We start from the raw sequence: 25,726 nt of genomic DNA, 5'->3' as shown, positions 1-25,726 counted from the left end.
AAACGATGACGAAACGCTACCTAGAAAACCAATTCGGTGAGTTTGTGTGTAACGCCACCACGTACCCCGCGCACTTTAAAGCGCAGATCCTGGCGGAGGTGGAAGCCGGCGCCGCGACGCTGAGCCCGTTTGACCGTAGCGCGGCGGCGTTGGCGGACAAGCAGCGTGCGGAACGCGCCTGGCGTGACCTGGAGCTGAAGCGCGCGGACATTGAATTATTCAAAGTGGAGGACCTGGACAGCGACGGCCAGGCGCAGCGCTGGCGGGCGTATCGCTGCGCCCTGCGCGACTATCCCCAGCAGGCGGACTTTCCGAACGGACCCCGGCCCAGCGCGCCGAACCTTCGGCCCGAGACGCCATGAGCTGGCGACTGACGGCGTTCAGCGCGTCAAATACCGAGGCGCAAGCCGTCGCCCTGGCGGCGCCGATCCTGGCCGGCGCGGATGCGTCCCTGGCTGAAGCTAGCACGCGGATTAATGGTGTATCGCTCGCGTACTCTCCGAATCCCCTGGCGACGCAGGCCAGCGAGGCCTCAGCAGTACGGGAGACCTATCAGGCGCTTATGCGCTACGAAGGCCAGATCCTATGCGTGCATCCGTTTCAGGAAGGCGTGGGCGACGGGAGCGGACTCTATCGCTATTTGTCCGCGCCCAATGCGGCAGCGCGCCTGGCGGCCAAACTGACTGACGCCCAGGACACGGGCCGGCCCCGGGGCCAGCTGGACGCGGTGTCCGTGCTGATCGTGGCGCGGGATCTGGCGAGCTTCGCCGAACGCCTGGAAGCCTTCAACGCCATATTCCCCACGCCGGAACTGCAACTGGCGCAGCGACGCGCGGCGCAGCTGGCCACCCTGGAGCAGGAAAAATTCATCCTGCCGGATGCGCCCCTGACGCCGCCCTGGGTAGCGCGCGATGGCGTACAGATCCCGCGCCTGGCGCAGCACGGGCGCGCGGTCGGGGCGCAGCTGGCGACGGCGCAAGGTTACGCAGCGGAAACACTTAGTCCGGTGGCAGAGCTGCAAGCCGTCATTGAACGAAAGCGCCAAAGCCTGCAACAGCTGCAAAGACACTACGAACAGTTAAAAGGCCAGCTGTCTGGCCAAGCCGGTTACGCACTTTACGCCCAGGATGATGCGTCAACCGTGGCGGCGCAGATCAAAACGCCAGGCGCGCCTGGACATGAATACGTGCTGACGGCGGGGGCGTTGTTTGTGGCGGACGCGGGCCGGCTAACCTTTTTAAAAGAGATATTCGGATTATGAGATTGAACGATTTTACCGTCCCCGGGACCGAATTAACGGTGACGGGCAATCTTCGCATCGAGACGGAGGACTTGGGCGGCCAGACCAGCGGCACGGATCGCGCTAACAAGGGCATCAAGCCGAAAACGCTGACCGTGTCCCTGCTGATTCTAAAGAAACACGCCGGCGATTTAACCGACCTGGTCAAAGTGGCGGAAGCGGAGGACGGCGCCGGCAAGCTGCGCGTTTACGACATTGTCGAAGATACCGCGCGAGCTATGAACGTGCGCCAGGTGCAATTCACCGGGGCGTTTGTGTGCAAGGATCTGTCCCCCAGCCAGGCCTGGCGCGTGAGCTTCACCCTGGCGGAATATCTGAGCGTGGCGGAGAAGACTGAACAGCGTCGCGACCTGAGCCAGACGGAGGTGCAACAGGCGACCGGGGAAACCATCGCCGCCCAGGAAGAGACGCCCGCCGAAGGGGAAACCCTGACGGGCTTTGAAACGTTCCTGAGTAAGGTGGACAAGGCGCTGGCATGAAGCTGCATAAATCCCTGAGCGTGGGCGGAACGCCGCTTAAATTGGTGTCGGAGGACGTGCGCCTGGCGCTGTTCAGTCCTGGGCGGGCCGTGTTTACCGTGCAGGCGGACGCGCCCTTGTCAGGTGTAGTCCAGTTCGCCCTGGGCTATGACCCCAGCGCCTTACAGCGCTTTTTTATTGGTTACGTGGAAAGCTGTACGCCCCTGGATAACCAACAACAGCGGGTGTTTTGTCGCGAGCTGACCGCCACGTTAAACCGGCGCTTAGCGCTTAATCTGCGCCATGTGACATTGAATGACACCCTGGCGGCGATCAGCCAGGACACTGGGCTAACCTTCGTGACGCCGCTGGAGCCCTACGCGACCGCCAAAGCGCCGGCGTTTTATTCCTGGGGCAGTGGTTACCACTGTATGGACGCCTTGGCGGAGGTGTACACGATCCCAAACATGATCTGGCAACAGCAAGGCGACGGCGCGGTTTACGTGGGCAGCTGGACGCATAGTTACTGGGCGACCCGGCCCGTAGAGATCCCGACGAACTTATTAAACGGCTTCGGCGTGGCCAACCGCGCCCGCCTGCCGATGACGCCCAAACTCCGCCCAGGCGTCTGGCTGAACCAAATCCATTACGTCACCCAGGTATGCCTGGCCGAAAATCATATGAACCTGACCTGGAGCGCTGCGCCGTGGACGAAGAGATTAAAAAGATAGTGTTACGGATGTTTCCAGAACTGAGCGGCAATTTGCATTTGCCGCGCCTGGCCAAGGTAGTGGCGATCAGCGACCCACTGGAGAAGCCGGAACTCTGCGACCGCTTCCGCCCCCGCTACGCGGTGGACGTGCGCGTGCTGACGCCGCAGGGCGAAGAAGATCCGGAGTTACCGCTTTATCGTTGTGTGCCGCTGCCAGCGTCCTATGGCGGCATCGAGCGCGGCCAGTATGGCTTCCCGGAGCCGGGGACCATCGTAGAGGTGGCTTTCGCCTACGGCCTCCCGGATCAGCCCTTTATCCGCACGGTGCTGGGACAGGGTTTAGGCGCGCCAAGCGTCCAGCTGGGTGACCTGGTGTGGCAGCAATCCGAAACGGTTCGCCAGCGTGTGAGCGCCAAAGGCGACTGGCTGCGGGAAACGCACGGAGACATAACCGACAACAGCGCCCGCCGGCGCGTGAACGCGCTGGACAACCAGGAGCGTTACCAGGACAGCCAGACTGAAGTCGGTGAACATAGTGCGGAGCACATCGGCGGCGTGAAGACTATTGAAGCCCTAGGCGCGTTAAAGCTGCTGAGCAGCGGGCACGCCAACCTGTCGGCGGCGGATAACCTGAACCTAACCACCGCCGCCGATCTTAACCAGGCCATCGCACGGAACCGACACGCGTTGATCCAAGGCGACGACCAAGCCACCGTAGGGGGCTCTCGTTCAGCAACGATCAGCGGCAACGATACGCAAACAAGCGCCAACAAAACCATAAACGTTCAGGGAAGCCATACCGACATCGCCAGCGCGGTCAGGAAGATTCAGGCGCAAGTGATAGAACTAAAAGCCACCGCCGCCTTGACCATCCAAGCGCCGGCCATCGCCATGGGCGGCGGAGGCGTGGACGTGTTGCAGGTGATTGCGGATCTGATCGGAGTGGTTCAAGAGTTAGCAGCTACGACGGCGAGCCACACACACAGTGACGGAGGAAGCGGGACGCCATCAAGCAGTGGGAGCCATAACGGCCAGGCGAGCCGCGCAGGCGCTTTGAAAGGCCAGATTACAGGAGTAATGCCATGAGCTCAAATTTCAACCAATCGCCCGAAGCAGACATTGCCCAATGTGCTATTTTTCTTAATGACTAACACTGGCAGGCTGTCTTTGATCAAAAGCGGGCGTTAATCAGATAAATATTCCTTAGAAAACTAGCACAAGACGCCAAAGGAAGGAGAAATATAGAGACTGTCCTAGCGGCAAAATGATCTTGCTAGTCCTCAATAGTGAAGGAAAGAGCCATATGCGAGCACGCTACTGGGCTCCTATAGTTAAATTAGAAAAGCATGAATATGGTGGAGGCTCAATAATCATGGCGGATCATTCTTCAGCGCAGATACCACCACCAAGAAACTGGCAAGATTTTGAAAGAGATTCAAGAATATTATTTGAATGTATTCTGAAAGATCGTGGAGTACAAAAAAATGGTAGATCTGGACAAGCACAAAATGGTGTAGATATATATGGAAGACAAAATGGAGAGGGAGATAAGTGGATTGGAGTACAATGCAAAGGAAAAGATGCAAACTATGGTCAGGTGGTTACAGAAGCTGAACTTCGTGACGAAGTAAATAAAACAAGAGGTTTCGAGCCGGAATTATCCGAATTCTATTTAATTACAACTGCGCCTGATGACGCTGTAATACAAAAAGCTGCTCGAACGATAACTAATGAAAGAACTAAAGAAGGACGACCGCTATCAGTTAATGTATGGGGCTGGGGCCAGATCCAAGAACAAATTTCACGCTTTCCGGAAGCTATAAATGCGTTTTCTCCAGATAGTTCGCCATTTACAGGTCAGTTGATGGACGGAAATAGAAAAATAAGTGAGCAAAATGAAGCTAATGCGAATCTTCTTCAAGATATAAAACAATTATTAACGCAAAAAGAATTTCATATTCATACAGATATTGAAAATTCCGCAAAGGAGCGGTTTGACAAAGAGTTACACATTCAAATTGATCAATACAGAGATCTACTTGTATCAGGAAAACCAAAGACCGCACTCAATTTCCTTGAAAGTCTAAAAGATCGATGTTGGGCAACTGCTTCGGATAGAGTGAAGTTCAGAGTTACTACTAATATTGCGTTGTCAAAGCTTGAATTAGCTAAGGATAATGCCGAGGAAAGTGCCAATCTTCTTATAGAAGCTAGCGAGTTTCAGCCGGAAGATCCTAAGTCAAAAGCAAACATCATACTTGCCAATATTTTGCTGGGCAATCGAGAGAAAGCGATTGAATTGGCCACAGAATTTTTAGCTAAAGATAATAATGAGTATGTAGCTTTGTATCTGCTTCAGTCATCTGCCATGAATATGGATATAGATGATCCACTGGAATTGATACCTGACGCCATCAAAGAAGCTGAGTCAGTATATAATGGACTAATAATATTTCATAGGCTAAGAAATAATTCGAAATGGATTGATATTTCAAGAGAGGCAGTTGCTAAATATCCTAAATGCAAGCATCTCATTAGGTTTAATGCTGAGGCTGAAATTCAGGATTATTTATCTGGAAAACCATTTTTTAAAGGTGAAAAGAATAATAGCAATGTCAATATAAAAAAATTGCAGGAAGCATCTGATAAGCTTCAGGGCTTTTGGGATGATCAATTGAATAGTGAGCTGCCCAATGTTGACCCTTCGCTACCCTATAACTTGGCATTATCATATAAGATTCTTTTGGATGATGAAAAAGAGAGCAAGGTTATCTCAAAAGCAATTGAGTTATTTCCAGACAACTCAGATATAGTTAGATTTTATGCAAATGATTTGATAAGGAAAAATAATAGGAAAGAAGCGATTAAAGTATTGAATAATGTTTTTAATGATATTGGTAGTCTTTTAATGCTTGCCGAAGTGAAAAGCAGTGAAGATCCTCAAGGTGCTTTGGAGATACTCGAAAAGACTAAACGCATTAGTACGATATCTTCGTATGAGCGTATGGTTGCAACTGGCTTAACTGTAGATTGTATATTAAAAAACAAAACAGAAAGTGAAGAGGAAAGAATAAAGTTGGCAGAAGAAGAGATTGGTCGAGTTATTGAAAAGTATAAGAAAGAGCCATTGATATGGGTTATAAAGGCTAATATATATAAATTCTCAAATGACACAAATAGACTCGAAGATGCATTAGAGAGGGCTGCGAATCTTGTCACTGATAAATCAAATTTTTATGAAAGGCTTACTTTGTCACAGGTCTTAGAGTCTTTCGGGAAATATTCTGCTTCAGCGGATATTTTAAATGGTTATGTTGATGCGTCTTATGATAGCCCAGCCCTTAGGACTTTGTTTTTCTCATTGTTAAAATCTGATCGTCGAGGTGCGGCCAATGAACTTTTAAGAAATATGCCTGACAAAGTATCACAATTACCAATATTTTTAGAAGGTGCATACTGGCTACATATTCGTAGAGGTGATTATAAATCAGCTGAGTCTGTAATTTCCAAGCTTATCTATGAGATGCCAAATGAGCTTAATCCATATTTGTTGAGAATCGATGTTTGGTTGCGTCTCAGAAATGAAAAAGATATAGCATCCTTCCTTAAAGGAGATGCTGAATCCCTTTCAGGAAAACCATTAGAAAAGATGAGGCTTGCCAATATATTGATTAGATTTGGTTATCATGAAAGAGCCTTTTCATTAAGCTATAGAATAACCGTAGAAAACAGCAGTAATCATAATATTGTTTTATCTTATATTGAATTATTTTTAAGCCCTTGGTTGACTTCTTGCGCTACTGTCAACATGGACAAAGTATCCGAAAATACTTATTTTAAAATAAGAGACGAAAATGGAGAGATTGAAGAATTTATTGTAGAGAACAATGATGAAATAGTTAAGGTTAACAATATCTCTATTCTGCCTGGCCATATGTTTTCTAGATTGGCAACGGGATTGGGTGTTGGAGATGGTTTTGAAGATAATATAGGTGGATGTTGGACAATCATAGAAGTAAAACATAAATATTTATACCTGCTTCATTTTTTGATGCACAGCTTTAACAGAAAGTTTCCTCATATTGATGGATTTAGACGGTTCGTTTTTAATAGTGATGCCGCTGAAAAGTCAATAATGCCTATACTGGATAGCGTAAAAGAGAGCTACGATCATAACGAGAAGATAATAAAGTTGTATGAGAAAGGTTTGTTACCATTAGGGGCAATTGCTAACTGGATGAAAATAGATGTTATTCAGCTATGGCAAGAGTTAGTTTCTAAAAAAATCGAATTCAAAGTTTGTGTTGGTGGCATTGGCGAGCTGGATATGGCTTTCAGAAATATAAATGAGAATATGTCTCGGGGCTGTGTACTTGATGCATTGACTTTGCATATAGTTAACGTTATGGGGTTATACGAGATTGTTTCGAATATATGTGGCAAACTATATACAACTGAAAGTGTTGTAAACGTATTTAGGGAGAGATACCATGAAATTGCCAATCATAACGGGCAACCATTTGTGCGGATTTTTTGGCAAGATGGAACTTATTATCGCGATGAGGTTTCACCCCAAGACATTGAGTCTATCAGGCGAGCCAGAGAATCTGAGTTAAACTGGGTAGAAAGTAACATCAAAACCATTCCATCTGAAACACAGCATTCCATTCCTATTGAAGCCGAAAAAATTAGAGATTCCATTTCAAGTGAATTCTTAGATCCAGTACTTCTGGCAAATAATAATGAGTATATTTTATTGTGTGAGGATCAGGCATATAGACAGCTTAGCAACAGATATTTTGACATTAAATCTTCTTGGTTGCAGCCTGTACTAAAGGCGGCGGTAGACAGGGGCGTGATTTCTATCAATGAATATATGGATGCTATATCTTTTATGATTGATTCTGGGCATGGGTTTATTAGCATAGAGTCTAATTTGCTTTTATTTGCAAAGGAGCGAGGAATAAATAAGTTAGAAAGTATCGCCAAAGCGTTATTTTGCATTAACGCTGAGGTCACATCTCATCAAAAAGTACTAATACAATTTTTGAAGAGGCTGTGGGGCAGCAAACTGGAGCCTACTTTGGAGCAGCAGGCTGCAACCAGTATTCTTTTAAGACGGTTGTTCTTTGGTAAGTGGAGAGCAAGCTCAAAAGCGGATACCACTGATATAGTTTTATCAATTCTAAGCCCAATGGACAATAATCGTATTTTTTTAAAATACTTAAATGGATGGATGGATGGCCACTTCATAGCAAACTAGTCATCTTCATGGTTGCTATTGGGGTAGAAAATAACTATTTCCTTTCGAACACTGGACGCATTTTTTCACTTAGAGCCGTAAGATGTCTCTAGCTGCTGTATACTAGCTTTAAAAAACTCTTCCATAATGTCAACTACGCATTGATGCTCGTCAACGTAAGTTAATGTCCCTTCCTAGGGATAAACTAGTACCTAAATCTCTACTCTGCTAATAACGCATGCTACGGCTTGCAAACCGTTATAGAGTGAAAACTCACTCCTCCCCACGCCTGCGGGTTTCGAGAAAAGCTTTTCGCCATGAAACTGGATAGCCGAGGGAAGGCCCGCCACTGGCGAGCATGTGAGAGCTAACGATTTTCCTAAATTGAAACTTTCAGCTATGTTTTGAAGTACGGGGGAGCCAAGTTTAAGGAGGAAGCCGCAGCCAGCATCCCGTGGACACCGCTTGCGGCTGTGGACACTTTGTGGACATAATAAATCATATTGATCATTTATTGAACAGCAGTATTATCCATAAGTGATTGATTTAATTATGTTTACGATATTTAAAGCCCGCCAAAATTGGCCTAACAGACCTGATTCCGAATCCCAGCCGGATTCTCTGCCCTCTTTTGTCGAAAATGAGCAAGGGGCGGGGTTGAAGAGGGTGCTGTTGCGCAATACCGCGCTTATTCTGGTCGTGGGAACTCTCCTTTTTTACTTTGAAAGTCACACTTCTCGTTTTCAGGCGCGGTTGTTTTCGCGCTACGCCGGTCAACTGAACTACAGCCTTACTGCGGGGCCTGCGGAGGCGGTGCGCTATCCTGAGCAGGGGCCGTTTGATAAGCGTCTGGGATATGTGGCTCTGCCGGATTTTCTGCAGCAACTGAATCAGCAAAGCTGGGAGGTTAAATCCCAAGCCAATTTCTCTCCCGCCTTGATGGAGTACACCTCCCACGGTCTGTTCCCACCCTATCGGGAGAAGTCACAGGCGGGACTGGATATTCTCGACTGTCGCGGGGACGTGATGTACCGCAACCGTTATCCACAGCGGATTTATGACGACTTTGAATCCGTGCCGCCGCTAGTGGCGAGCACGTTGCTGTTTATTGAGAACCGTAACCTGCTGGATACGGAGCACCCGCTGATTAATCCCGCGGTGGACTGGGGGCGCTTCAGCAAGGCCGCCATTGTGCGCATCGGCAACACGTTAGGCGGAGATTTCGCCTCTATGGGCGGCAGTACCCTGGCCACGCAAATGGAAAAGTATCGCCATTCCGCCGAAGGGCTGACTTCCTCACCCCGCGACAAGCTGCTGCAAATGCTGTCCGCCAGCGTGCGCGCTTATCAAACCGGGCCGGAAACGCTGTCCGCCCGCAAGGATCTGGTGCTGTCCTACCTGAATACGGTCCCGCTGGCCGCCGCGCCCGGTCAAGGCGAAGTACACGGCGTCGGCGATGGTTTGTGGGTCTGGTTCGGGGCGGACTTTATTGAGGCTAACCATCTGCTCAACATGAACGGCGCGGAAGGCGAGCTGCTGGAAAAGCAGGCTCAGACGCTGCGCCGCATATTGTCCCTGATGATCGCACATCGACGCCCTTCCTATTATCTGATGCAAGGCCGCGCCGACCTGGAGAATCTCACTGACAGCTATCTGCGCCTGATGGCCAATGGCGGCGAGATCGGCGCGCCGTTGCGGGACGCCGCCCTGGGGCAACGCACGCACTATCGTGATTTTACGGAAGCCCGCGTAGTGACGCCGGTGGATGCGGACAAAGGCGTCAATGTGGCGCGCCTGCGTCTGGCGCGGATGTTCAATTTGTCCCTGTACGACCTGGATCGCACCGATCTGACTGCCTCCTCTACCCTGCAGGGCAGCCTGCAACGTCAGGTGTCCGCCTATTTGCGCGGCCTGAGCGACCCTGAATTCGCCAAAGCCACTGGACTGGTAGGGCCGCGTTTACTGTCCGAGGGCCAGGCGCGAGAGGTGTATTACAGCTTCACCCTGTTCGAGCGCTCCGCCACCGGTAACCGGGTGCGGGTGCAGACCGACAACACCGGACAGCCCTTCGACATCAACGAGGGCAGCAAGCTGGAGCTGGGCTCCACCGCCAAACTGCGGGTGCTGGCCAGCTATCTGGAACTGATCGCCACGTTGCACCTGACTTACGCCGCCGAGGACGAAGAAGTCCTGCGTCACACCGCCAAGACGTCACATGATCCCATCACCGCCTGGGCGCTGGAGTATCTGATCCAGGCGGAGGACAAATCCCTGCCGCCCATGCTGCAGGCGGCGCTGGACAGACGTTATTCCGCCAATCCAGAAGAGATATTCTTCACAGGCGGCGGGGTTCATACCTTCCGCAATTTCAGCAGTCAGGACAATCATCGCTTTCCCACCGTGCGAGAGTCCCTGCGCGAGTCCATCAACCTGCCCTTCGTGCGCCTGTTGCAGGATCTGGTGCGCCATGAGATCAACGCCAACCAGCAGGACAGCCGGCAATTACTGGGAGACCCCAACGATCCCCGTCGCCATGAATATCTGGCGCGCTTCGCCGACCGCGAGGGATTGATCTTCCTGCAACGTTTCTGGAGCGCCTATCAAGGTAAAAGCAGCGAAGAGCAACTGGATATATTTCTGGACCGTCTGCGCTTGAATCCAGTGCGGCTGGCGGCGGCGCATCGCTATATCTTCCCCTATTCGGATCTGCGCACCTTCGAGACTTTTCTGGCGCAGCGACTGCCCCATGACAGAATCAGCGACGAACGCATGGAGGAATTGTTCGTACGCTATGCCCCCGGCGCTTTCAGCCTGCCGGATCAAGCCTATATCGCCGAAGCGCATCCGTTGGAGTTGTGGTTGCTAGCGTATTTACAGAAACATCCGCAGGCGGAGTTCGCTGAACTCTCCGCGGCCAGTCGCGAGCGTCGCCAGGAAGTGTATGGCTGGCTGTTCCGCACCCGCGCCAAGAATGCGCAGGACTCCCGTATCCGCACCATGCTCGAAGTTGAGGCTTTCGCCAACCTGCATCAGCGCTGGCGTCGTCTGGGGTATCCGTTCGACCATCTGGTGCCCTCGCTGGCCTCCGCTCTGGGCAGTTCCGGCGACCGTCCCGCCGCCCTGGCGGAGTTGATGGGCATCATCCTCAACGATGGCCTGCGCCTGCCCACCTTCCGCCTGGATCAGTTGCATTTCGCTGCGGAGACGCCTTATGAAGTGAAATTGCGGCACTATCGCACCACTGCCGACCGGGTCATGGACCCGTATGTGGCGGCGGCATTGAGAGACGCGTTGTCAGACGTGGTTGAGGCTGGCACGGCGCGGCGCCTGCAAGGCGGTTTCGTACTGCCCGATGGACGCATGCTGGCGTTGGGCGGCAAGACCGGCACCGGCGACAACCGTATCTTCAATATCTCCGATAACGGGCGTCGCAGCGGCGGCACGGCGCTCAATCGCACCGCCACCTTTGTGTTCTATCTGGGAAGCAACCATTTCGGCGCGCTTACCGCCTATGTGCCGGGCAAAGCCTCCAGCGACTTCCATTTCACCTCCGCGCTGCCGGTGCAGGTATTACGCGGTATGGCGCCAATTCTGGAGCCCTACCTCACCCCCGGCGACGTGACCCTGTGCATCGACACCGTCAAGCCGCATCAGGAGCTGGCGCAGGCGGAAGTGGATATGCTCCCGCCGCTATAGCCTCCGGGTGATCGCTCAGCGATTGGCGCAGAAACCAAACTCCGTGCTTTCCCGTGGCCCCAACTCCCGGTTCCAGTGCACCCCGGAAGCGTTCAGCGCATTGCCTTGCTGGCTCCAGTTCGCGCTCCAGGCGGTGTAGACCTGTCCTTCGATGGGAACGGACACGGACCAGACCAGATCGCTGTCGCTGGCGTTGAGGACGCGCACATCTGCGCAGTAGCCATCGCCCCAGTCATCAGTTTTACGCAAGGTGGTTTGCGCGGGGTTGTCCTGATCGCCACCGTCGCCGCCATCATCCCCTCCGTTGTCGCCACCATCTCCGTCATCTCCGTCATCTCCGTCATCTCCGTCATCTCCGTCATCTCCGTCATCTCCGTCATCTCCGTCATCGCCGCCATCGTCCCCACCATTATCGTCACCGTCATCACCGCCGCCCTCTACCGGCGACCACCAGTTGCCGGAGATAAACAGCATGGACAGCAGATTGATAGAGTCGGAGTAATAGTCAGAGCGATTGCCGCTGATCAGATCCCACCCCTGATTGAGGAAGCTCTGATGCCCAGTGACTGAAGCCGCCGCCACCATTGGCGCGGTGAACGCCATGGCGGAATAGCCCACTAAAGGCTCGCCATTAAGCTTGTAGCCGGCCATGACGCCGCCGGGATCGCCACCCGTAGCGTTGACCGCCCATTGCATCAGTTTGCTCATGGCGGCGCTGGCGCGCGCGTCGCCGAAATGCGCGGCATCAATGGCGATACGCAAAGGATAGCGACAGGCGTTCCAGGAGAAGTCGTCGTCCGTGTCCGCCTCAAGGAAATTCGGCGGCGCCGGCCGGGGATTGCTGTCGATAACAAAGTCCGACATCAATCCGGTGGCGCTGGCGTGGTTTTGGGTCATCTTGTCGATGACGCCATAGGCGGTGTCCGCCGCCTCGCCCCAGAATGCGTCGCCAGTGGCCTGCTGATAGGCGTGCATGTGATCCGTCATCCAGTCGGAGGAGCGGGTAGTCCACTGGTCGTCATCCCAATCCCCCAGCATGGTGCGCTTGGAAGAACGGTGCACATCATCGCCTTTCAGACCGTTATTAATGATGCGCTTCGCCTGTTGCAGGTAATTGATGGAGCCATCGGAGCCCCACTGATAATGCGCCAGCAATAGCGCATAGGCGATGTCCATATCGCCGTCGGAGGCGGAATCGGAATCCTTGCTCGTGTTTTCGCTGGCGTCGATGACCCATGACATCAAATGATTGTTGAGCGTGGAGCGATGCTTGTCGTACATGTTGTACATGCCGTCGAAGTACTGCTTCGCCTCGCCGTCATGCCCGGCCATGAGAGCGAACAGCATCATGCCGTAGCCATGAGCCTCCGAGGTGGTGATCTCATTACCGTCGCCGCCGGTTCCTTTCATGTTGACGTAATAGCCGCCGCCGGGCGTATTGCCGTTGGACGGTTTCACGTAAGCGCTTTTCCAATAATCGTAGAACTGGGCGACCTTGGCGTTCATTTGCGCCTGAGACACATGATCCGGTTTGATTTTGCCGGCGAACTCAAGCGCCTGAGGAAAAGGCCGCGCCGCCTGCGCCTGCTGCGCCAGAGATTCCTGACAAACCGCATCCGCCGCAGCGATGGTTGTTTTCGCCGTCGAGTCCGCGCAACCGGCGAGCGCCGTCTGCGCGCTCAAGGCTAATCCAGAGAGAAGAATCACCCGCGCCGCCAAAGGCGCGATTCGAAATGTATCAGGCATCATGGTCCGCTTCCTTTACTCGTTTTTTCAGGTTGTCGCCCGAGTCTAGGATGGGAATCGTTCCCAAACGATCACCCGAATGGAGTAAATACCAGCGTATTCCGACAGGGGATTTGGAGTAGGCGCTCTTCGAATAAAGAGCGCCAAAATTGAACTGGACGCTATTTCTGCGCCCGGCTAACGCCGACGCAACTTGCGCCAGATAAACCGCAGAGGGAAGAACAGAAGGCTCAGCATCACCAGCCATGGCAGCAGGTAGGCGCAGGCGGTGATAACTTCCGAGATGGCTTCCGACAGGTCTTCCGAGAATGAGGACAGCGAGCGACTGATAGGATTCCAGAACGACTCATTATGCTCCGCGTCGAAGGAGATGTTGAGGATATCCATGTTCACCCGCTGCAGCAGATAGGCGTTATCGCCCATGGCCTGCTCCAGCTCCGCCTGAGTTTGCGCCAATTGCGAGGCGATTTTGATCAGTGAATCGATGTTGTCGGCGGAACGCTTCTCCAGTTCCAGCAGGCGGTCCCGGTAACTGGTCAGCATCTCCACCTGCTTTTCCGCATCAACGATGGACGCCGCCAGATCCTCCACATGGGTATTCACCTGCGTCACATCCCCCGCCTGCGCCAGTTGTTGCAGAATCGGCTTCACGCCGGCGGGTTTGATGCGTAAACGCAGACTGGCGCGCGCGTATTCCCGGTTCAGATCGGCGTCGAGCAGCGTGCAGTGGTTTTCCCGGTCCGCCGCGCAGGCGTCCATGATTTGCTGGTGCGTGACGGCGATCTTGTCTTCCTGCAAGCGCGCGCGAACAGAGTGCTCATAAGCCAGGTAGGGGTTGGATTCACGCTGGGCGGACTCCGCCCGTAAAGACGCATCGCCTTGCATCCGCCCCGGGTAATCAGTGGGGCTACAGGCGGCCAGGGTCAGCATGAGTATCGCCCACATAAAGCGGCGCAAAATCGGTTTCTGCATGGAAATCATTTCCTTCTGGAACAGGGATGACGGACGAAAACAGAGGCCGGACAGGCGAATAGCGCTGATTGCGGCGCATGCCTGACCAACAGGGAGGACGTGGCGTTTCACGATAACCGAATCCTCCCTGATGTTTGAATCTTAACGGCCGCGGTTATCTTAAGGACAATTGCTCAAGAAGTGTTAGTAAATCCAAAGACGGACGCTTAAAATTGCGCCCCCGATTTGTCCGTCACCCTGGCGGCCCGCCCCAATGAGGCGGGTGTTTTCACCGCCACCGCATTCCTGTGCGCCGGGTTTGACGCATCGCAAGTTTTAAGCGGCAGTTTTAAATTTCTTAACCAAATGGTCGAGTTTTCTATTACACTCCCGCTAACAATAACAGTTAAACAGAAGGGTTTTCTTATGATACCAGTTCTCGATATTTCCCGGTTTGACTCAGACCGGCAGGCGTTTTTGGCCGATCTAGGGGCCGCATATAAAGAATGGGGCTTTGCGGGAATTACCGGACACGGCGTACCTAAAGAAACTATCTTCAATGCCCTGCGCGCCGCGGAGAAATTCTTCGCATTGCCGGAAGAGGTGAAGAAAAAATACTTCCTGGATAACTACGGCGCACGCGGTTATACCCCGTTCGGCACAGAAATCGCCAAAGACGCCGCCGTGGTGGACCTGAAAGAGTTCTGGCATGTGGGCCGGGAAGTGCAAGGCGAGCCGCCTTACGAGCAACTGATCCCCAACGTATGGCCGGAAGAACTGCCGGACTTCAAGTCCGCCATGCTGGAGATGTATCAGGCTCTGGATAACCTGTCCAACCGCATGTTGTCCGCCTTCGCGTTATTCCTGGGCGAAGACGAAAACTTCTTCCGTGAGAAAATCAATTTCGGCAACAGCATCCTGCGTCCCCTGCACTATCCGCCGATCAATGATGATTCCCTGCCTAACGTGCGCGCCGCCGCTCACGAAGACATCAACCTGATCACTCTGCTGGTCGGTTCCGAGCAGGAAGGCCTGGAAGTGTTGAGCAAGAAGGGCGAGTGGACGCCGATCTCCATGATCGAAGGCACTATCATCTGTAACGTCGGCGACATGCTGCAACGCATGACCAACCACGTACTGCCTTCCACCACTCACCGCGTGGTGAATCCCAAAGGCGAGGCGTCCAAACACAGCCGTTACTCGATTCCGTTCTTCGTACATCCCAATCCGGACGTGTGGCTGACCGCTCTGCCGCAGTGCGTCACCGAAGAGAATCCAGTGCGCGACGAACCTATTCTGTCTCACGACTATCTGGTTGAGCGTCTGCGCCAGATCGGTCTGCTGAAGAAGTAACTCTCAGCCAGCCACTGCGTAACGCAGTTCTGAGGGGTTGATGGCGTAATCATTGGCGCTCATATCGCGCCGCGCCATCAGTCCCTCTGCATTGAACTCCCAGTGCTCATTACCATGGGTGCGCATCCATCTCCCCGCCTCTGCGTCATACCACTCATACTCAAAGCGCACGGAAATACGGTTGTCCTGATAGCACCATAACTCCTTCATCAGTTTGTAACGGGTTTCCCGCTCCCATTTACGGGTCAAGAACTCACGTATACGCTCACGTCCCTGGAAAAATTCAGCGCGATTACGCCACTCCGAGTCCTCCGTATATCCCAATGCAACCACCTCTGGATTACAGCTATTCCAGGCGTCTTCCGCCATTTTCACCTTGGCGCGGGCGGACGCTTCGGTAAAAGGAGGAACTGGAATCTGCTTGCCGTCTCTTTCAATAAACATGAATTGCCTCTCTGTTTTCATCAAAAAGTAGACTATATTGTCTACTTACGCAGGAGAGAGTAGACAAACCAGTCTACCTTTGCAATCAGAAAGTAGACAAATTCGTCTACTTATTTGTTAAGTGATTGATTATGAAAGTTTCAGCACGAGAAAAAATTATCGAAAGCGCCTATCGCCTGTTTTATAAGCAAGGGCTTCGCGCCACTCAGGTGGATCAGGTGATTCAGGAATCCGAGGTGGCCAAACGCACCTTCTACAAGCATTTCCCTAGCAAGCAGGATGTGGTGATGGATGCATTGCAGGAGCGTCACCAACGCTGGATGCAATGGTTCACCAACAGAGTGGAAGCGCTCAACGCTCCAAGTAAAGAGCGGGTGCTGGGCATCTTCGACGCCTTACGGGAATGGTTCGACGACCCTGAGTTTCGCGGCTGCGCGTTTTTAAATGTGACGGCGGAGATCTATGACGCTCAGGAGCCGGAACGGGAGCTGGCGCGGCGACATAAGCAGGATATGGATGAGAAAGTCGCCCAGTGGCTGAAAGAGGCAGGCGTGGAGGATGAAAGTCTGGCGCGGCAGATTGGGGTGCTGATCGACGGCGCTATTATTCGCGCCCAGTGCTTTGGCGACGCGGATTACGCCCAGACGGCGCGGGCTTTATGCGCGGCGATATTACGCGTCTGAGTCGAGAAGCCGGATCGCGTCAGTTGGCCACCGGACCGCTATTTTTGCGCTCCTTGAAGCTGGCCGCGACGGCTTGCAGCACCTCGCTTTTACTGTCGTAACGGGACGCCAGCGTCCAACCCAGCACCTGATAAAAGTGCGCGTCGCCCATCACTGTGGTGATCAGGTAGGTCACTTTGACGCCTCCGGTCGAGCCGGTCAGCGCCACCTGGCGCGCAGGCAGGCCATTGATTTCAACCGGGCTCCACTCTCCCAGCGTGCGGGGATTTTCCAGAGATTCCTGCATCAGGGACACAATGAGTTCGGAATAGTCCGTCAATGTATAGCCGTCTTCAAAATCAACGCGGGACTCTTCCAGAATCAGCGCATAGGCGTCATCGAACAAGTTGCCGACTCCCAGAGACGCCTCTTCATTCAGGTCATCCATTTTCTTCCAACGTCCGGGCACGCTGAGGGACAAACGTCCGTCAGCGCTGCGCAGCACCTTGTCCAATGCCTCCGACGCGGCGGAGACGCGCCGGTCTCCGCTGCTGGTGTGGCTTCCGCCCCGACATATAGTCGGGCGGTATTGATCCGGCATGGAGCCTTCCATACAGGTCCATTCAATCTGACCGTTCCTTTCTGCGGGAACCCAGTCAATGGTGTTATTTTCGCGCAGACTCTTGATGTCGTAAGTCACGACCATGCGGGCGTTTTGTTGCAGCTGAATACTGGCGACTTTATCGCGCAGCTCCTCAGGCAACCCCGCATCCAGGTTCTGGTTGGGATAGAAGCCCGTACGCTGGATAAAAGCGCTGACTTTGTCCTGGTTTTCCTTAACAAACGGCATAGAGGTCTGGACTTGAGAGCGCGCTATGTAGTCTTGATAAGCGGGGATCGCTACCGCCGCCAGGATGCCGATAAAGGCCACCATTACAAATAACCCGACAACCGCCGCGACAATCATAGCCGCGCCGCCGCCGCGAACCTGACCGTATTTTTCCTGCCATCTGTCTTCCGACGACGCAAAAAAGACGATCGCCTCAATCAACGACACTATGCTGGGAATCCAGGTAAACCAGAACAACATATAGAAAATGCCCCACCATTGCCCCAGATAGAAGCGGTGCACGCCCAGTCCGCCCAGGAAAAACGCCAGCAGCCCCGCCGTCACTTTGCTCTTGGAGCTGGTGGGGGATTGTTTGGCGTGACAATGAGGGCACTCGCTCAAAGTGGCGGAGATATGCGCGCCGCACTGACGACAATAAACGATTTGATCTTTCACTACCGGCGCAACAGGCGCACGGTAGGCGTTCGCCACCGCATCATTGGCCGTCGCTCTTATCGGTTCAGCGGACTTGGCGGCGGCAGGCTTGGGCGCAGACGCTGCGCGCATGGGCGGTTCTTTCTGCACCGGCGCCACGGCGCTCTTGACCAGTTCACACACGCCACCGGCCTGCTCTATCGCGGTTTTATATTTTTTGGCGGTGGCGCCATCAACGCCTTTCTTGATCACATGACGGCTCTTCACCATCATTTTTTCCACCTTGTCCACATCCGTCCTGAACAAGGCGGCCAGTTTGTTTATTACATCATCTGGGTTCATGCCCTGCTGGCACTGCCCCAATAAAACAACATCGAATTTTAATTCAGACACGACTATTCCTGTCAGCCTTACAGCCGCTAAGTGATTGATACTACGCTATTATACGACCATCCTGAGTTCGTTCTACGACGTGGTGGTCAAAACTGAGATGGGAGAAGCGTCCGCTTCTTCGTTAAGAAAAAGCGGCGCATAGTACTAGGATGTAAGGATAGTTTAAAAGCCCGAAGGGTCAAAAACCCATGGCGGAGGATGTGCTGCGACGGGGGTCGGCGGCGCCGAAAAACACGCCGTTTTCATCAATGAGAATGCTCTGGCTGGCGCCCATCGCCGCCTTCTGATTCACCGCATGCCCCATTCCTTCCAGCAGCTTCACGGTATCGGGGCTGAGACCTTCTTCCACCCGGATCTCATCTGGCGACCACTGGTGGTGAATACGGGGCGCGTTCACCGCCGCCTGAATATTCAGGTGATGGTCGATGACATTCATGATCACCTGCAAGGTCGTGGTGATGATGCGAGAGCCGCCGGGACTGCCGGTAATCAGGAAGTTCTTGCCTTTGTTTTTCACGATGGTCGGCGACATGGAGCTGAGCATGCGCTTATTGCCTTCGATCTTGTTGGCCTCGCCGCCCAGCAAACCATAGGCGTTGGGCACGCCCGGTTTGGCGCTGAAGTCATCCATTTCGTTGTTCAACAGGAAGCCAGCGCCATCGACCACAATATGCGATCCGTAGCTGAAGTTGATGGTGTAGGTGGTGGACACCGCATTGCCCTTGTTATCGGCGACGGAGAAGTGGGTGGTCTCATTGCTTTCATAAGGCAGGGGGTTGTCCGGCGCCAGCGTAGAGCTGGGCGTGGCGCGGTTCATGGGAATATCCTTGCGCTGCTTCGCCGCGTAGTCTTTGGACACCAACCCTTTCTGCGGCACTTCTACAAAATCGGGGTCGCCCAGGTACTTGGAGCGGTCTGCATAGGCGCGCTTCATGGCTTCCGCCATCAGATGAATCGTTTGTGCGGAGTTATGCCCGAGGTAGCCGATGGGATAGCCTTCCAGAATGTTCAGAATCTGTATCACATGGATGCCGCCGGAGCTGGGCGGGCTCATGGAATAAATATCAAAGCCCCGGTAGGTCCCGTGAACGGGCTCGCGCATGACCGGCTGATAACTCTTCAGGTCTTCCAGCGTAATCAGTCCGCCGCCGCGCTTCATTTCCTCCACGATCAGCTTGGCGGTTTCGCCCTCATAAAAGCCTTTAACGCCTTTCTCGGAAATGCGTTTCAGGGTCGCCGCCAGATCTTTCTGGATAAAGCGGTCGCCGGGTTCGTAGAAAGAGCCGTCCGCTTTGAAAAACACTTTGCGGGAAGAGTCCCATTTGCCCAGTCTTTCGGCGCTGTCTTTCACCCCATGACTGAAGCGGGGCGTGACGATAAAGCCTTCCTCCGCCAGCCGGATCGCCGGGGCCAAAGCTTCCTGCAGAGAGATCGTGCCGTATTTCTCCAGGGCCAGCGCCAATCCCGCCACTGTGCCAGGCACGCCCGCCGCTTTGTGTGAAAAGCGACTCAGATTGCTGTCCGCGTCGCCGTCCTTGTTCAGATACATATCCCGGGAGGCGGCCGCCGGCGCTTTTTCCCGGTAATCGATAGCAATCACTTCGTTGCGGCTTTCCGAGGAGATCAGCATGAAGCCGCCGCCGCCAATATTGCCGGAACGGGGTTGCGTCACCGCCAGCGCGAAAGCGGCGGTCACTGCGGCGTCGATGGCGTTGCCGCCGTTTTTCAACACCTTCAATGCTTCTTCCGTCGCCAGTGTATGGCTGGTGGCCACCATGCCGTGATGCGCTTCCGTGGGAACGCTACGGTCTCCCTCCAGAATGAATTCAGCGTTGGTGGGCGCCGCGACCGCCAAGGTCAGGGTGAGTAAGAAGGGTTTCGAGAGGATAGTTACGAGAGACTTGAAGCCAAAAAGGCGAGCGTCAGTTATTTTTTTTGTTTCGCTTAGCATAACAACATTCCTTATTGGTGAATGGACAATGCCGTTCTTGTACGCCAATAACATGCCAGTAATAACAAGCGCCTACAAGCATCGTTTGCGAAATTCACTGGGCGTCTCGCCGGTCCAGCCGACGAAGGCGCGGCGGAAATTGGAAGCGTCGCTGAAGCCCAGTAACTGCGCGATTTCATCCACGGTCAGACGGCTGTCCCGCAAGTGCTGCAGCGCCAGTTCTTTTTTCACTTCCGCCAGCAGCGCTTTGTAGGTAGCGCCCTGCTCCGCCAACTTACGGTGCAGGGTGCTTACGCTCATATGCAATCGCGAGGCGAGCTCGGTCTGGCTGGGGAATTCTCCTGCGCCGGCGTACAGCATTTCCTTCACCCGTCGCGGCAGCTGTTCATCCCGGTCATCATGCTGGATGGACTCACAGCGTTTGGTGAACAGGCTCGCCGCCAGGGGGTCCGCCGAGGGCAGCGGCTGCCGCGCTACGCTGAAGGGAATAAGGATGCCGGTAAACGCCTGCTGAAACCGTACCGGCGCCTGAAACATCTCTCTATACAAGGCCACGTGAGGCGGCTCCGCATAACTAAGATGGATTTCCACGCCCTGCATGCGGCCGCTCAGGAGAAATTCCGTGGATGTGTAGATGCTGCTGATCAGAAATTCGGTGGTCACCCAGGGCCGCTCTGGCAGCTTGAAACTGGACTCGCAGGCCAGCTCGTAATAGCCGTCGCAAGTCCGCAATTCAAAATACGCCTTGGGCGCCTGCACGCTGTAGAACTTCACCAACAGTTGCAGCGCCTGTTCATAGCTGGCGCTGGCCATGGCGGCGTATCCCAGCGCGCCATGAGTGTTGATATTCAGACGTCGCCCCACCAGCAGACCAATGCCGGTCTCCTGCACCCGCTCCGCCGCCAGGCGGGTCACCCGCTCCAGGCGCCGTTGGTCGATCAGGGTGTCCGCATTGAGTTCGTCTTCCTGTAACTGGCAATCCTGCAAAAATTCCGCGCGATCAACGCCACGCTCCACTAACAAGTCGATCAACGCTGCAACGTAATGACCTCTCATGACAGCTTTATCCGCTCAGGTTTATTGTTGTTGGCGGCGTCCGGCGCCGAGTCTGTCGTTGTGACAAAGAATGACCCGCTATTCGATGGGCCGCAACCTGTTTGCGAGCAGCGTCCGGTTATAGATTGTAATCAGATCACTTGGGTCAACGGGAGACGCCGTCATGACAATGGAACACACCACCACAGAACGCCACCCCGCCGCAGGAGAGGGCGACAGCCGCACGCCGCCGGAGATCAACGTCGAGCCGCGCAATCTGAGCTTCGACGTGGACGCCGAACTCAGCACGCTCTGGCATGGCGGCGACGCATTTAAAACCGCATTCTTCAATGCGCTCTCCCTGCAATTTCCCGAGGGCGAGCATCTGTTCATCAAGGCCGTGCGCGACTACCGCAAAAATGTGAAAGATCCCCAGCTGCAACAGCACATTCGGGGATTTATCGGTCAGGAAGGCATTCATAGCCGGGAACACGCCCGCTACAACGACGCTCTGGCGCAACGCGGCTATAACCTGGACAAAATGAACGCCCGCTTTCACAAACACATGGAGTTTGTCGGCGGATTCAAACGCAGTCGTCGTCTGGCGGGGACCTGCGCCGCCGAACACTACACCGCCGTATTGGCTCACGGCGTATTGAAGAATCCAGACTGGATGGCGGGCGCAAGCCCAACCATGCAGGCGTTATGGCGCTGGCATGCGGTGGAGGAAATCGAGCATAAATCCGTGGCCTTCGATGTGTATCAAAGCCAGGTCGGTCTCTATCGGATGCGCTTCGTGGCGTTCTGGATCGTCACCTTCCAGTTCTTCCGCTTCACCTTTCTCAACACCGGCTCCATGCTGAAAACGGAGGGGAAATTCTGGGATCTGAAGACCTGGCTGCACGGACTGAATTTCCTGTGGGGCAAGCCCGGCGTACTGCGCCAGTCATTGCCTCAGTTTCTGCGCTATTTACGTCGCGACTTCCATCCCTGGGAAGTGGATGACCGGGAGGAAGTGGCGCGCTGGCTCAACAATAATGAGCGCCCGACGGAGGCGGCCTGAGCCCTCTGCAAGGCTCTATTTAGAATTCTACTTGCAGCGATATTGTTAGCGCACTAACATACTGCGCCATGAAATTAGATGACAGCCTGGGTTTTCTGCTCAACAAAGCCGCCGGAGAGATGAAATTCGCTCTGGAGACGGCATTGCGTCCCTATGATCTGACGCCAGGACAATGGTCAGTGCTGGCGCGGTTGCGACAAAACGACGGCCAGAAAATCAGCGAGCTGGGAAAATCGCTGTTTTTCGACCGCCCCACCATGTCGGGCATCATCCGTCGGCTGGACGCCAAGGGGCTGATCCTGAAAGTCCCGGACGCTAGCGATCAACGCGCTTACCGGATACATATCAGCGCCAAGGGCGTTGAGTTGATGGGCGAGTTGCCGATTCTGGCCCAGGACATCAATGCGCGGGCGTTAAACGCCTTCACGCCTGAAGAAGCTTCCCAATTCAAAGACTACTTGCGACGCGTTTTGAAAAACATGTCGTAGGGCGTTTTTTTAAGCATATAGTTAGCGCACTAACAAAAAAGGAGTCTGTTTGTGAGAACTTTACTAAAAACCGTTCATCTACTGTCGATCGCCGTGTTCTTTGGCAGCATCGCCGCCTATATCTTCTTCGGGGCGATCCTGCCGGAAGATGACTTACGCGCTCTGACGCTGAACCGGGAATGGGTCGCCGCCGGAACCGGTTGGCTGACGCTGCCGGCGATGTGGCTCGCCGGCCTCAGCGGCATTCTGTTGTCTGGAAAGCCCAAAGCGACCTGGTTGTGGATAAAAGTCGCCGGGTTTGTTCTGATCGCCCTGAATGCCCAGTTGATGGTGTATCCGGCCATTCTGCAATCCCTGGAGACGGTCAACGACGCCAATCAGGTCTTCGATCACGCCATGCTGCGGGAAGCGGTGTTCGGCGCGTTTAACGTGCTGCTGATACTGACCCTTGTGGTGGTGGCGATCAGGAAACCGTTCCGCCGCAGCCGACCCGCCTTCTGATCACAGGGATTCGATCCGCTCCAGATAGTCCTCCGCCTGCGCCAGGATCTCACGTCGCTGCTCCTGCGAGAAACGCTCCCAAGTCCGGTAGATCATGGCGAGCCGAGGATTATGCTGAAGCCGTTCCCGATGCCGCTCAATAAAGCGCCAGTAAAAGCTGTTGAAGGGACAGGCGTTGGCGCCGGTCTTGGCTTTGACGTCGTAACGGCACCCCTTGCAGTAATCGCTCATGCGATGAATATAGGCGCCGCCGCTGACGTAGGGTTTAGTGGCGATCAGACCGCCGTCGGCGAACTGGCTCATGCCGCGGGTGTTGGGGGCTTCCACCCATTCGATGGCGTCCACGTAAACGCCCAGATACCATTCATCCACCTGATCCGGATCAATCCCGGTCAACAGGCAGAAATTGCCCGTCACCATCAGACGTTGAATATGGTGGGCGTAGGCGTATTGCAGCGACTGCCCCACCACCTTGCTGACGCAGCGCATATGGGTGTCGCCGTCCCAGAAGTAACCGGGAAGGCGTCTTCCTGCGTCAAGCGCGTTGCTTTGCATGTATTCCGGCATATTCGCCCAGTAAACGCCACGCACGTATTCACGCCAACCGAGAATCTGCCGCACAAAGCCCTCGATCTGAGGCAGGCTGATGTCTCCATTAGCCTGCTCATAACGTTCCAGCGCCGCGCGGATCACCTGCATGGGATGCAACATTTTGGTATTCAAGGCGAATGACAGCCGGGAGTGATACAAACTCCACTGCGCCTCCACCGCGTCGGTCATGGCGTCCTGATAGCGCCCGAACTGAGGCAGACACCGTTCGCAAAAGTGTTGCAGCAATTGCTGCGCCTGACGCCGCGTCACCGGCCACAGCAAACGCTCATGGGCGACGCCGAAGGTCTTCGCCCCGTGTCGCCGCAGACGTTCGAGAATGGCGCTGACATCATTATCGAAACACAGGGGATCGGGGATATCCGCCAACTGCTCCGCTTTGATTTTATTGCGATTTTCGCTGTCGAAATTCCACTTGCCACCCAAGGGCGCGCCGTTCTGCATCAGAATGTCAAAGCGCTTGCGCATGCGCCGATAAAAATTCTCCATGGTGAGATGCTCGCCGCGCACAAAATGATCGGAGATCTCCGCAAAAGGCAGTAGAAAGTGCTCCGTGTCCGCCGGCGCGATTTCAATCCGTTCCCCTAATTGCAGTCGTTCCATCTGCTGCAACAGACGGTATTCGTCCGGGCGCTGATACTCAAAGCGGCGCACTTGATGACGTTCGCACAGATGCTTCAATAGCGCCGGCAAATCGGCGAACTCCTGAGTGTCATCCAGGGTCAGATGCAGCACTTCATGGCCCGCCTTCCGCAGGGCATCGGCGAATGCCTGCATAGAGGCGAAGAAGGCGCAGACTTTCTGCACATGATGCACAACATAATCGACTTCCTGAGGCAGCTCCGCGATCACGTAAAGGACGCCCGGATCTGTTTCTCGGAACCAACTGTGGGCGGCGTTGAGCTGATCGCCGAGCAACAACCTCAGCGTATGAACATGGGCGGGCATGATGCACTCTACCTGGCTTGACCGATGAAGCCCCCTCGCCTGCGTGTTGCGAACGGGTTGTCATGATTACGCCCTGGCGCTTGCTTCGGATCTCTGCTGACCTAGAATCACAAAACCTATTTACGAAAAGATCACGCCAGTATATGAAATGTCCCAAATGCGGGTTTGAACAGAGGGATAGCAACGTCGACTGCGAAAGCTGCGGCATTGTATTCGCAAAATATTTGAAATATCACCCGCCGCAACAGGCCCATGACAGCCCACATCCCGCGCAGGAACCCGAGCTGGAAACGGAAGAAGCGGAAGAGAAAGTTTCCTGGCGGGACATTTTGCTATATCCCGGCGACGCCTCTCCCGATCCCATTTCCGTCGGCGGACGCGCGCTGCTGTTGGCGGCGCTGGCGCTCTGGGGACTGTGGTTGATGACCTCCTCCATCGCGTCCAACGTGGCGGGCGAGTCCTTTCTTCACCTGATTAATCTGCCTTTTCACGAAGCCGGGCATGTGATTTTTCGTCCCTTGGGACAGTTCATCGCTTCCCTGGGAGGCAGTCTGGGCCAGCTGATCATGCCCGCCATCTGTTTTGGCGTTCTGCTGTTCAAACATCACAACACCTTTGGGGCCGCCGTGTGCGCCTGGTGGTTCGGAGAAAACTTCCTCGATCTGGCGCCCTACATCAACGACGCGCGCGCGGGACAACTGCCATTGCTGGGCGGCAACTTCGGCCACTCCTCCCCATACGGCTTCCATGACTGGGAGTACCTGCTCACGGAAACCGGACTGCTGCGCTTCGACCATGGCATCGCCCAAGGCGCCCATTTACTGGGTTCATTGATCATGATTGTCGCAGTCGTCTGGGGCGGCGTGGTGCTGTACAGCCAGTATCTTCTGATGCACGAACAGGAATAACG

General features: G+C 54.2%; 20 protein-coding genes. 13 read left to right on the top strand and 7 right to left on the bottom strand.

The genetic code is table 11. The features are described from left to right. The first annotated feature begins 5 nt into the window (after positions 1-5). The 7 genes from ONV78_RS03150 (at position 6) to ONV78_RS03120 (ending at position 11,408) form a co-directional block, all read left to right on the top strand. Positions 6-362: a phage tail assembly chaperone gene (locus ONV78_RS03150; RefSeq protein WP_279501030.1), complete on the top strand. Its 357-nt coding sequence runs from the start codon at positions 6-8 to the stop codon at positions 360-362. Then, the gene (locus ONV78_RS03145; protein WP_279501029.1) at positions 359-1,261 is read left to right on the top strand and encodes a hypothetical protein; all 903 of its coding nucleotides are present in this window, start codon (positions 359-361) and stop codon (positions 1,259-1,261) included. Before ONV78_RS03150 ends, ONV78_RS03145 begins: the two co-directional genes overlap by 4 nt. Beyond that, positions 1,258-1,779: a DNA-binding protein gene (locus ONV78_RS03140; RefSeq protein ID WP_279501027.1), complete on the top strand. Its 522-nt coding sequence runs from the start codon at positions 1,258-1,260 to the stop codon at positions 1,777-1,779. The genes ONV78_RS03145 and ONV78_RS03140 overlap by 4 nt, the downstream gene beginning before the upstream one ends. Continuing rightward, positions 1,776-2,489: a hypothetical protein gene (locus ONV78_RS03135; protein WP_279501026.1), complete on the top strand. Its 714-nt coding sequence runs from the start codon at positions 1,776-1,778 to the stop codon at positions 2,487-2,489. Before ONV78_RS03140 ends, ONV78_RS03135 begins: the two co-directional genes overlap by 4 nt. Beyond that, complete coding sequence (locus tag ONV78_RS03130; protein WP_279501024.1) at positions 2,465-3,556, top strand: hypothetical protein; 1,092 nt, start codon at positions 2,465-2,467, stop codon at positions 3,554-3,556. The genes ONV78_RS03135 and ONV78_RS03130 overlap by 25 nt, the downstream gene beginning before the upstream one ends. Positions 3,557-3,773: 217 nt before the next feature. After that, entirely contained in the window at positions 3,774-7,733 is a 3,960-nt protein-coding gene (locus ONV78_RS03125; RefSeq protein ID WP_279501023.1) for a hypothetical protein, read from the top strand. Between the two features lie 531 nt (positions 7,734-8,264). Next, complete coding sequence (locus ONV78_RS03120; RefSeq protein WP_279501021.1) at positions 8,265-11,408, top strand: transglycosylase domain-containing protein; 3,144 nt, start codon at positions 8,265-8,267, stop codon at positions 11,406-11,408. Between the two features lie 15 nt (positions 11,409-11,423). Here the strand turns inward: ONV78_RS03120 and ONV78_RS03115 are convergent, their stop codons facing one another. Together ONV78_RS03115 and ONV78_RS03110 are read right to left on the bottom strand one after the other, a co-directional pair. Continuing rightward, positions 11,424-13,157, bottom strand: a complete 1,734-nt coding sequence (locus ONV78_RS03115) for a glycosyl hydrolase family 8 (RefSeq protein ID WP_279501019.1) — start codon at positions 13,155-13,157, stop codon at positions 11,424-11,426. A gap of 174 nt (positions 13,158-13,331) precedes the next feature. Next, complete coding sequence (locus ONV78_RS03110) at positions 13,332-14,237, bottom strand: DUF4349 domain-containing protein (RefSeq protein ID WP_279501018.1); 906 nt, start codon at positions 14,235-14,237, stop codon at positions 13,332-13,334. Between the two features lie 294 nt (positions 14,238-14,531). Here ONV78_RS03110 and ONV78_RS03105 point away from each other — a divergent pair, with 294 nt between their 5' ends. Further along, on the top strand, positions 14,532-15,458 hold the full coding sequence (locus tag ONV78_RS03105; RefSeq protein WP_216735968.1) for a 2-oxoglutarate and iron-dependent oxygenase domain-containing protein: 927 nt from the start codon (positions 14,532-14,534) through the stop codon (positions 15,456-15,458). A 3-nt stretch (positions 15,459-15,461) separates the two neighbouring features. Here ONV78_RS03105 and ONV78_RS03100 read toward each other — a convergent pair whose 3' ends face one another. Further along, on the bottom strand, positions 15,462-15,902 hold the full coding sequence (locus tag ONV78_RS03100; RefSeq protein WP_279501017.1) for a nuclear transport factor 2 family protein: 441 nt from the start codon (positions 15,900-15,902) through the stop codon (positions 15,462-15,464). A gap of 131 nt (positions 15,903-16,033) precedes the next feature. On the opposite strand from ONV78_RS03100, the gene ONV78_RS03095 reads away from it, so the two are divergent. After that, complete coding sequence (locus ONV78_RS03095) at positions 16,034-16,585, top strand: TetR/AcrR family transcriptional regulator (RefSeq protein ID WP_279501016.1); 552 nt, start codon at positions 16,034-16,036, stop codon at positions 16,583-16,585. A 19-nt stretch (positions 16,586-16,604) separates the two neighbouring features. Here the strand turns inward: ONV78_RS03095 and ONV78_RS03090 are convergent, their stop codons facing one another. The 3 genes from ONV78_RS03090 to ONV78_RS03080 form a co-directional block, all read right to left on the bottom strand. Continuing rightward, positions 16,605-18,221, bottom strand: coding sequence for an NINE protein (locus ONV78_RS03090; RefSeq protein WP_279501015.1), 1,617 nt, complete (start codon positions 18,219-18,221; stop codon positions 16,605-16,607). Positions 18,222-18,399: 178 nt separating this feature from the next. Beyond that, positions 18,400-20,172 carry a gamma-glutamyltransferase gene (gene ggt / locus ONV78_RS03085; protein ID WP_279501014.1) on the bottom strand — a complete coding sequence of 591 codons (1,773 nt, stop codon included), beginning with the start codon at positions 20,170-20,172 and terminating at the stop codon, positions 18,400-18,402. Positions 20,173-20,244: 72 nt separating this feature from the next. Continuing rightward, complete coding sequence (locus ONV78_RS03080) at positions 20,245-21,228, bottom strand: AraC family transcriptional regulator (RefSeq protein ID WP_279501012.1); 984 nt, start codon at positions 21,226-21,228, stop codon at positions 20,245-20,247. Between the two features lie 163 nt (positions 21,229-21,391). On the opposite strand from ONV78_RS03080, the gene ONV78_RS03075 reads away from it, so the two are divergent. The 3 genes from ONV78_RS03075 to ONV78_RS03065 all read left to right on the top strand — a co-directional run bounded on the left by ONV78_RS03075 (position 21,392) and on the right by ONV78_RS03065 (position 23,259). Next, the gene (locus ONV78_RS03075) at positions 21,392-22,270 is read left to right on the top strand and encodes a metal-dependent hydrolase (protein WP_279501011.1); all 879 of its coding nucleotides are present in this window, start codon (positions 21,392-21,394) and stop codon (positions 22,268-22,270) included. Positions 22,271-22,338: 68 nt separating this feature from the next. After that, positions 22,339-22,758, top strand: coding sequence for a MarR family transcriptional regulator (locus ONV78_RS03070; protein WP_216735961.1), 420 nt, complete (start codon positions 22,339-22,341; stop codon positions 22,756-22,758). A 51-nt stretch (positions 22,759-22,809) separates the two neighbouring features. Next, the gene (locus ONV78_RS03065) at positions 22,810-23,259 is read left to right on the top strand and encodes a hypothetical protein (protein ID WP_279501008.1); all 450 of its coding nucleotides are present in this window, start codon (positions 22,810-22,812) and stop codon (positions 23,257-23,259) included. Here the strand turns inward: ONV78_RS03065 and ONV78_RS03060 are convergent, their stop codons facing one another. Continuing rightward, positions 23,260-24,816 (bottom strand): cryptochrome/photolyase family protein, encoded by a 1,557-nt coding sequence (locus ONV78_RS03060; RefSeq protein ID WP_279501006.1) that lies wholly within the window; start codon positions 24,814-24,816, stop codon positions 23,260-23,262. Between the two features lie 143 nt (positions 24,817-24,959). Between ONV78_RS03060 and ONV78_RS03055 the strand changes: the two genes are divergently transcribed. Then, positions 24,960-25,724 carry a zinc ribbon domain-containing protein gene (locus tag ONV78_RS03055; RefSeq protein ID WP_279501004.1) on the top strand — a complete coding sequence of 255 codons (765 nt, stop codon included), beginning with the start codon at positions 24,960-24,962 and terminating at the stop codon, positions 25,722-25,724. Positions 25,725-25,726: the final 2 nt, after the last annotated feature.

It is taken from the genome of Hahella sp. CR1 (genome assembly GCF_029813005.1).
GTDB lineage: Bacteria > Pseudomonadota > Gammaproteobacteria > Pseudomonadales > Oleiphilaceae > Hahella.
This window is presented reverse-complemented; position numbering and strand designations above follow the sequence as displayed.

What these genes read in the sequence shown, in the direction of transcription:
- ONV78_RS03060 (WP_279501006.1), bottom strand. Translation starts at nt 24,816, where the DNA reads ATGCCCGCCCATGTTCATACGCTGAGGTTGTTGCTCGGCGATCAGCTC.
- ONV78_RS03115 (WP_279501019.1), bottom strand. Translation starts at nt 13,157, where the DNA reads ATGATGCCTGATACATTTCGAATCGCGCCTTTGGCGGCGCGGGTGATT.
- ggt (WP_279501014.1), bottom strand. Translation starts at nt 20,172, where the DNA reads ATGCTAAGCGAAACAAAAAAAATAACTGACGCTCGCCTTTTTGGCTTC.
- ONV78_RS03095 (WP_279501016.1), top strand. Translation starts at nt 16,034, where the DNA reads ATGAAAGTTTCAGCACGAGAAAAAATTATCGAAAGCGCCTATCGCCTG.
- ONV78_RS03100 (WP_279501017.1), bottom strand. Translation starts at nt 15,902, where the DNA reads ATGTTTATTGAAAGAGACGGCAAGCAGATTCCAGTTCCTCCTTTTACC.
- ONV78_RS03140 (WP_279501027.1), top strand. Translation starts at nt 1,258, where the DNA reads ATGAGATTGAACGATTTTACCGTCCCCGGGACCGAATTAACGGTGACG.
- ONV78_RS03145 (WP_279501029.1), top strand. Translation starts at nt 359, where the DNA reads ATGAGCTGGCGACTGACGGCGTTCAGCGCGTCAAATACCGAGGCGCAA.
- ONV78_RS03070 (WP_216735961.1), top strand. Translation starts at nt 22,339, where the DNA reads ATGAAATTAGATGACAGCCTGGGTTTTCTGCTCAACAAAGCCGCCGGA.
- ONV78_RS03075 (WP_279501011.1), top strand. Translation starts at nt 21,392, where the DNA reads ATGACAATGGAACACACCACCACAGAACGCCACCCCGCCGCAGGAGAG.
- ONV78_RS03120 (WP_279501021.1), top strand. Translation starts at nt 8,265, where the DNA reads ATGTTTACGATATTTAAAGCCCGCCAAAATTGGCCTAACAGACCTGAT.
- ONV78_RS03125 (WP_279501023.1), top strand. Translation starts at nt 3,774, where the DNA reads ATGCGAGCACGCTACTGGGCTCCTATAGTTAAATTAGAAAAGCATGAA.
- ONV78_RS03080 (WP_279501012.1), bottom strand. Translation starts at nt 21,228, where the DNA reads ATGAGAGGTCATTACGTTGCAGCGTTGATCGACTTGTTAGTGGAGCGT.
- ONV78_RS03055 (WP_279501004.1), top strand. Translation starts at nt 24,960, where the DNA reads ATGAAATGTCCCAAATGCGGGTTTGAACAGAGGGATAGCAACGTCGAC.
- ONV78_RS03105 (WP_216735968.1), top strand. Translation starts at nt 14,532, where the DNA reads ATGATACCAGTTCTCGATATTTCCCGGTTTGACTCAGACCGGCAGGCG.
- ONV78_RS03150 (WP_279501030.1), top strand. Translation starts at nt 6, where the DNA reads ATGACGAAACGCTACCTAGAAAACCAATTCGGTGAGTTTGTGTGTAAC.
- ONV78_RS03135 (WP_279501026.1), top strand. Translation starts at nt 1,776, where the DNA reads ATGAAGCTGCATAAATCCCTGAGCGTGGGCGGAACGCCGCTTAAATTG.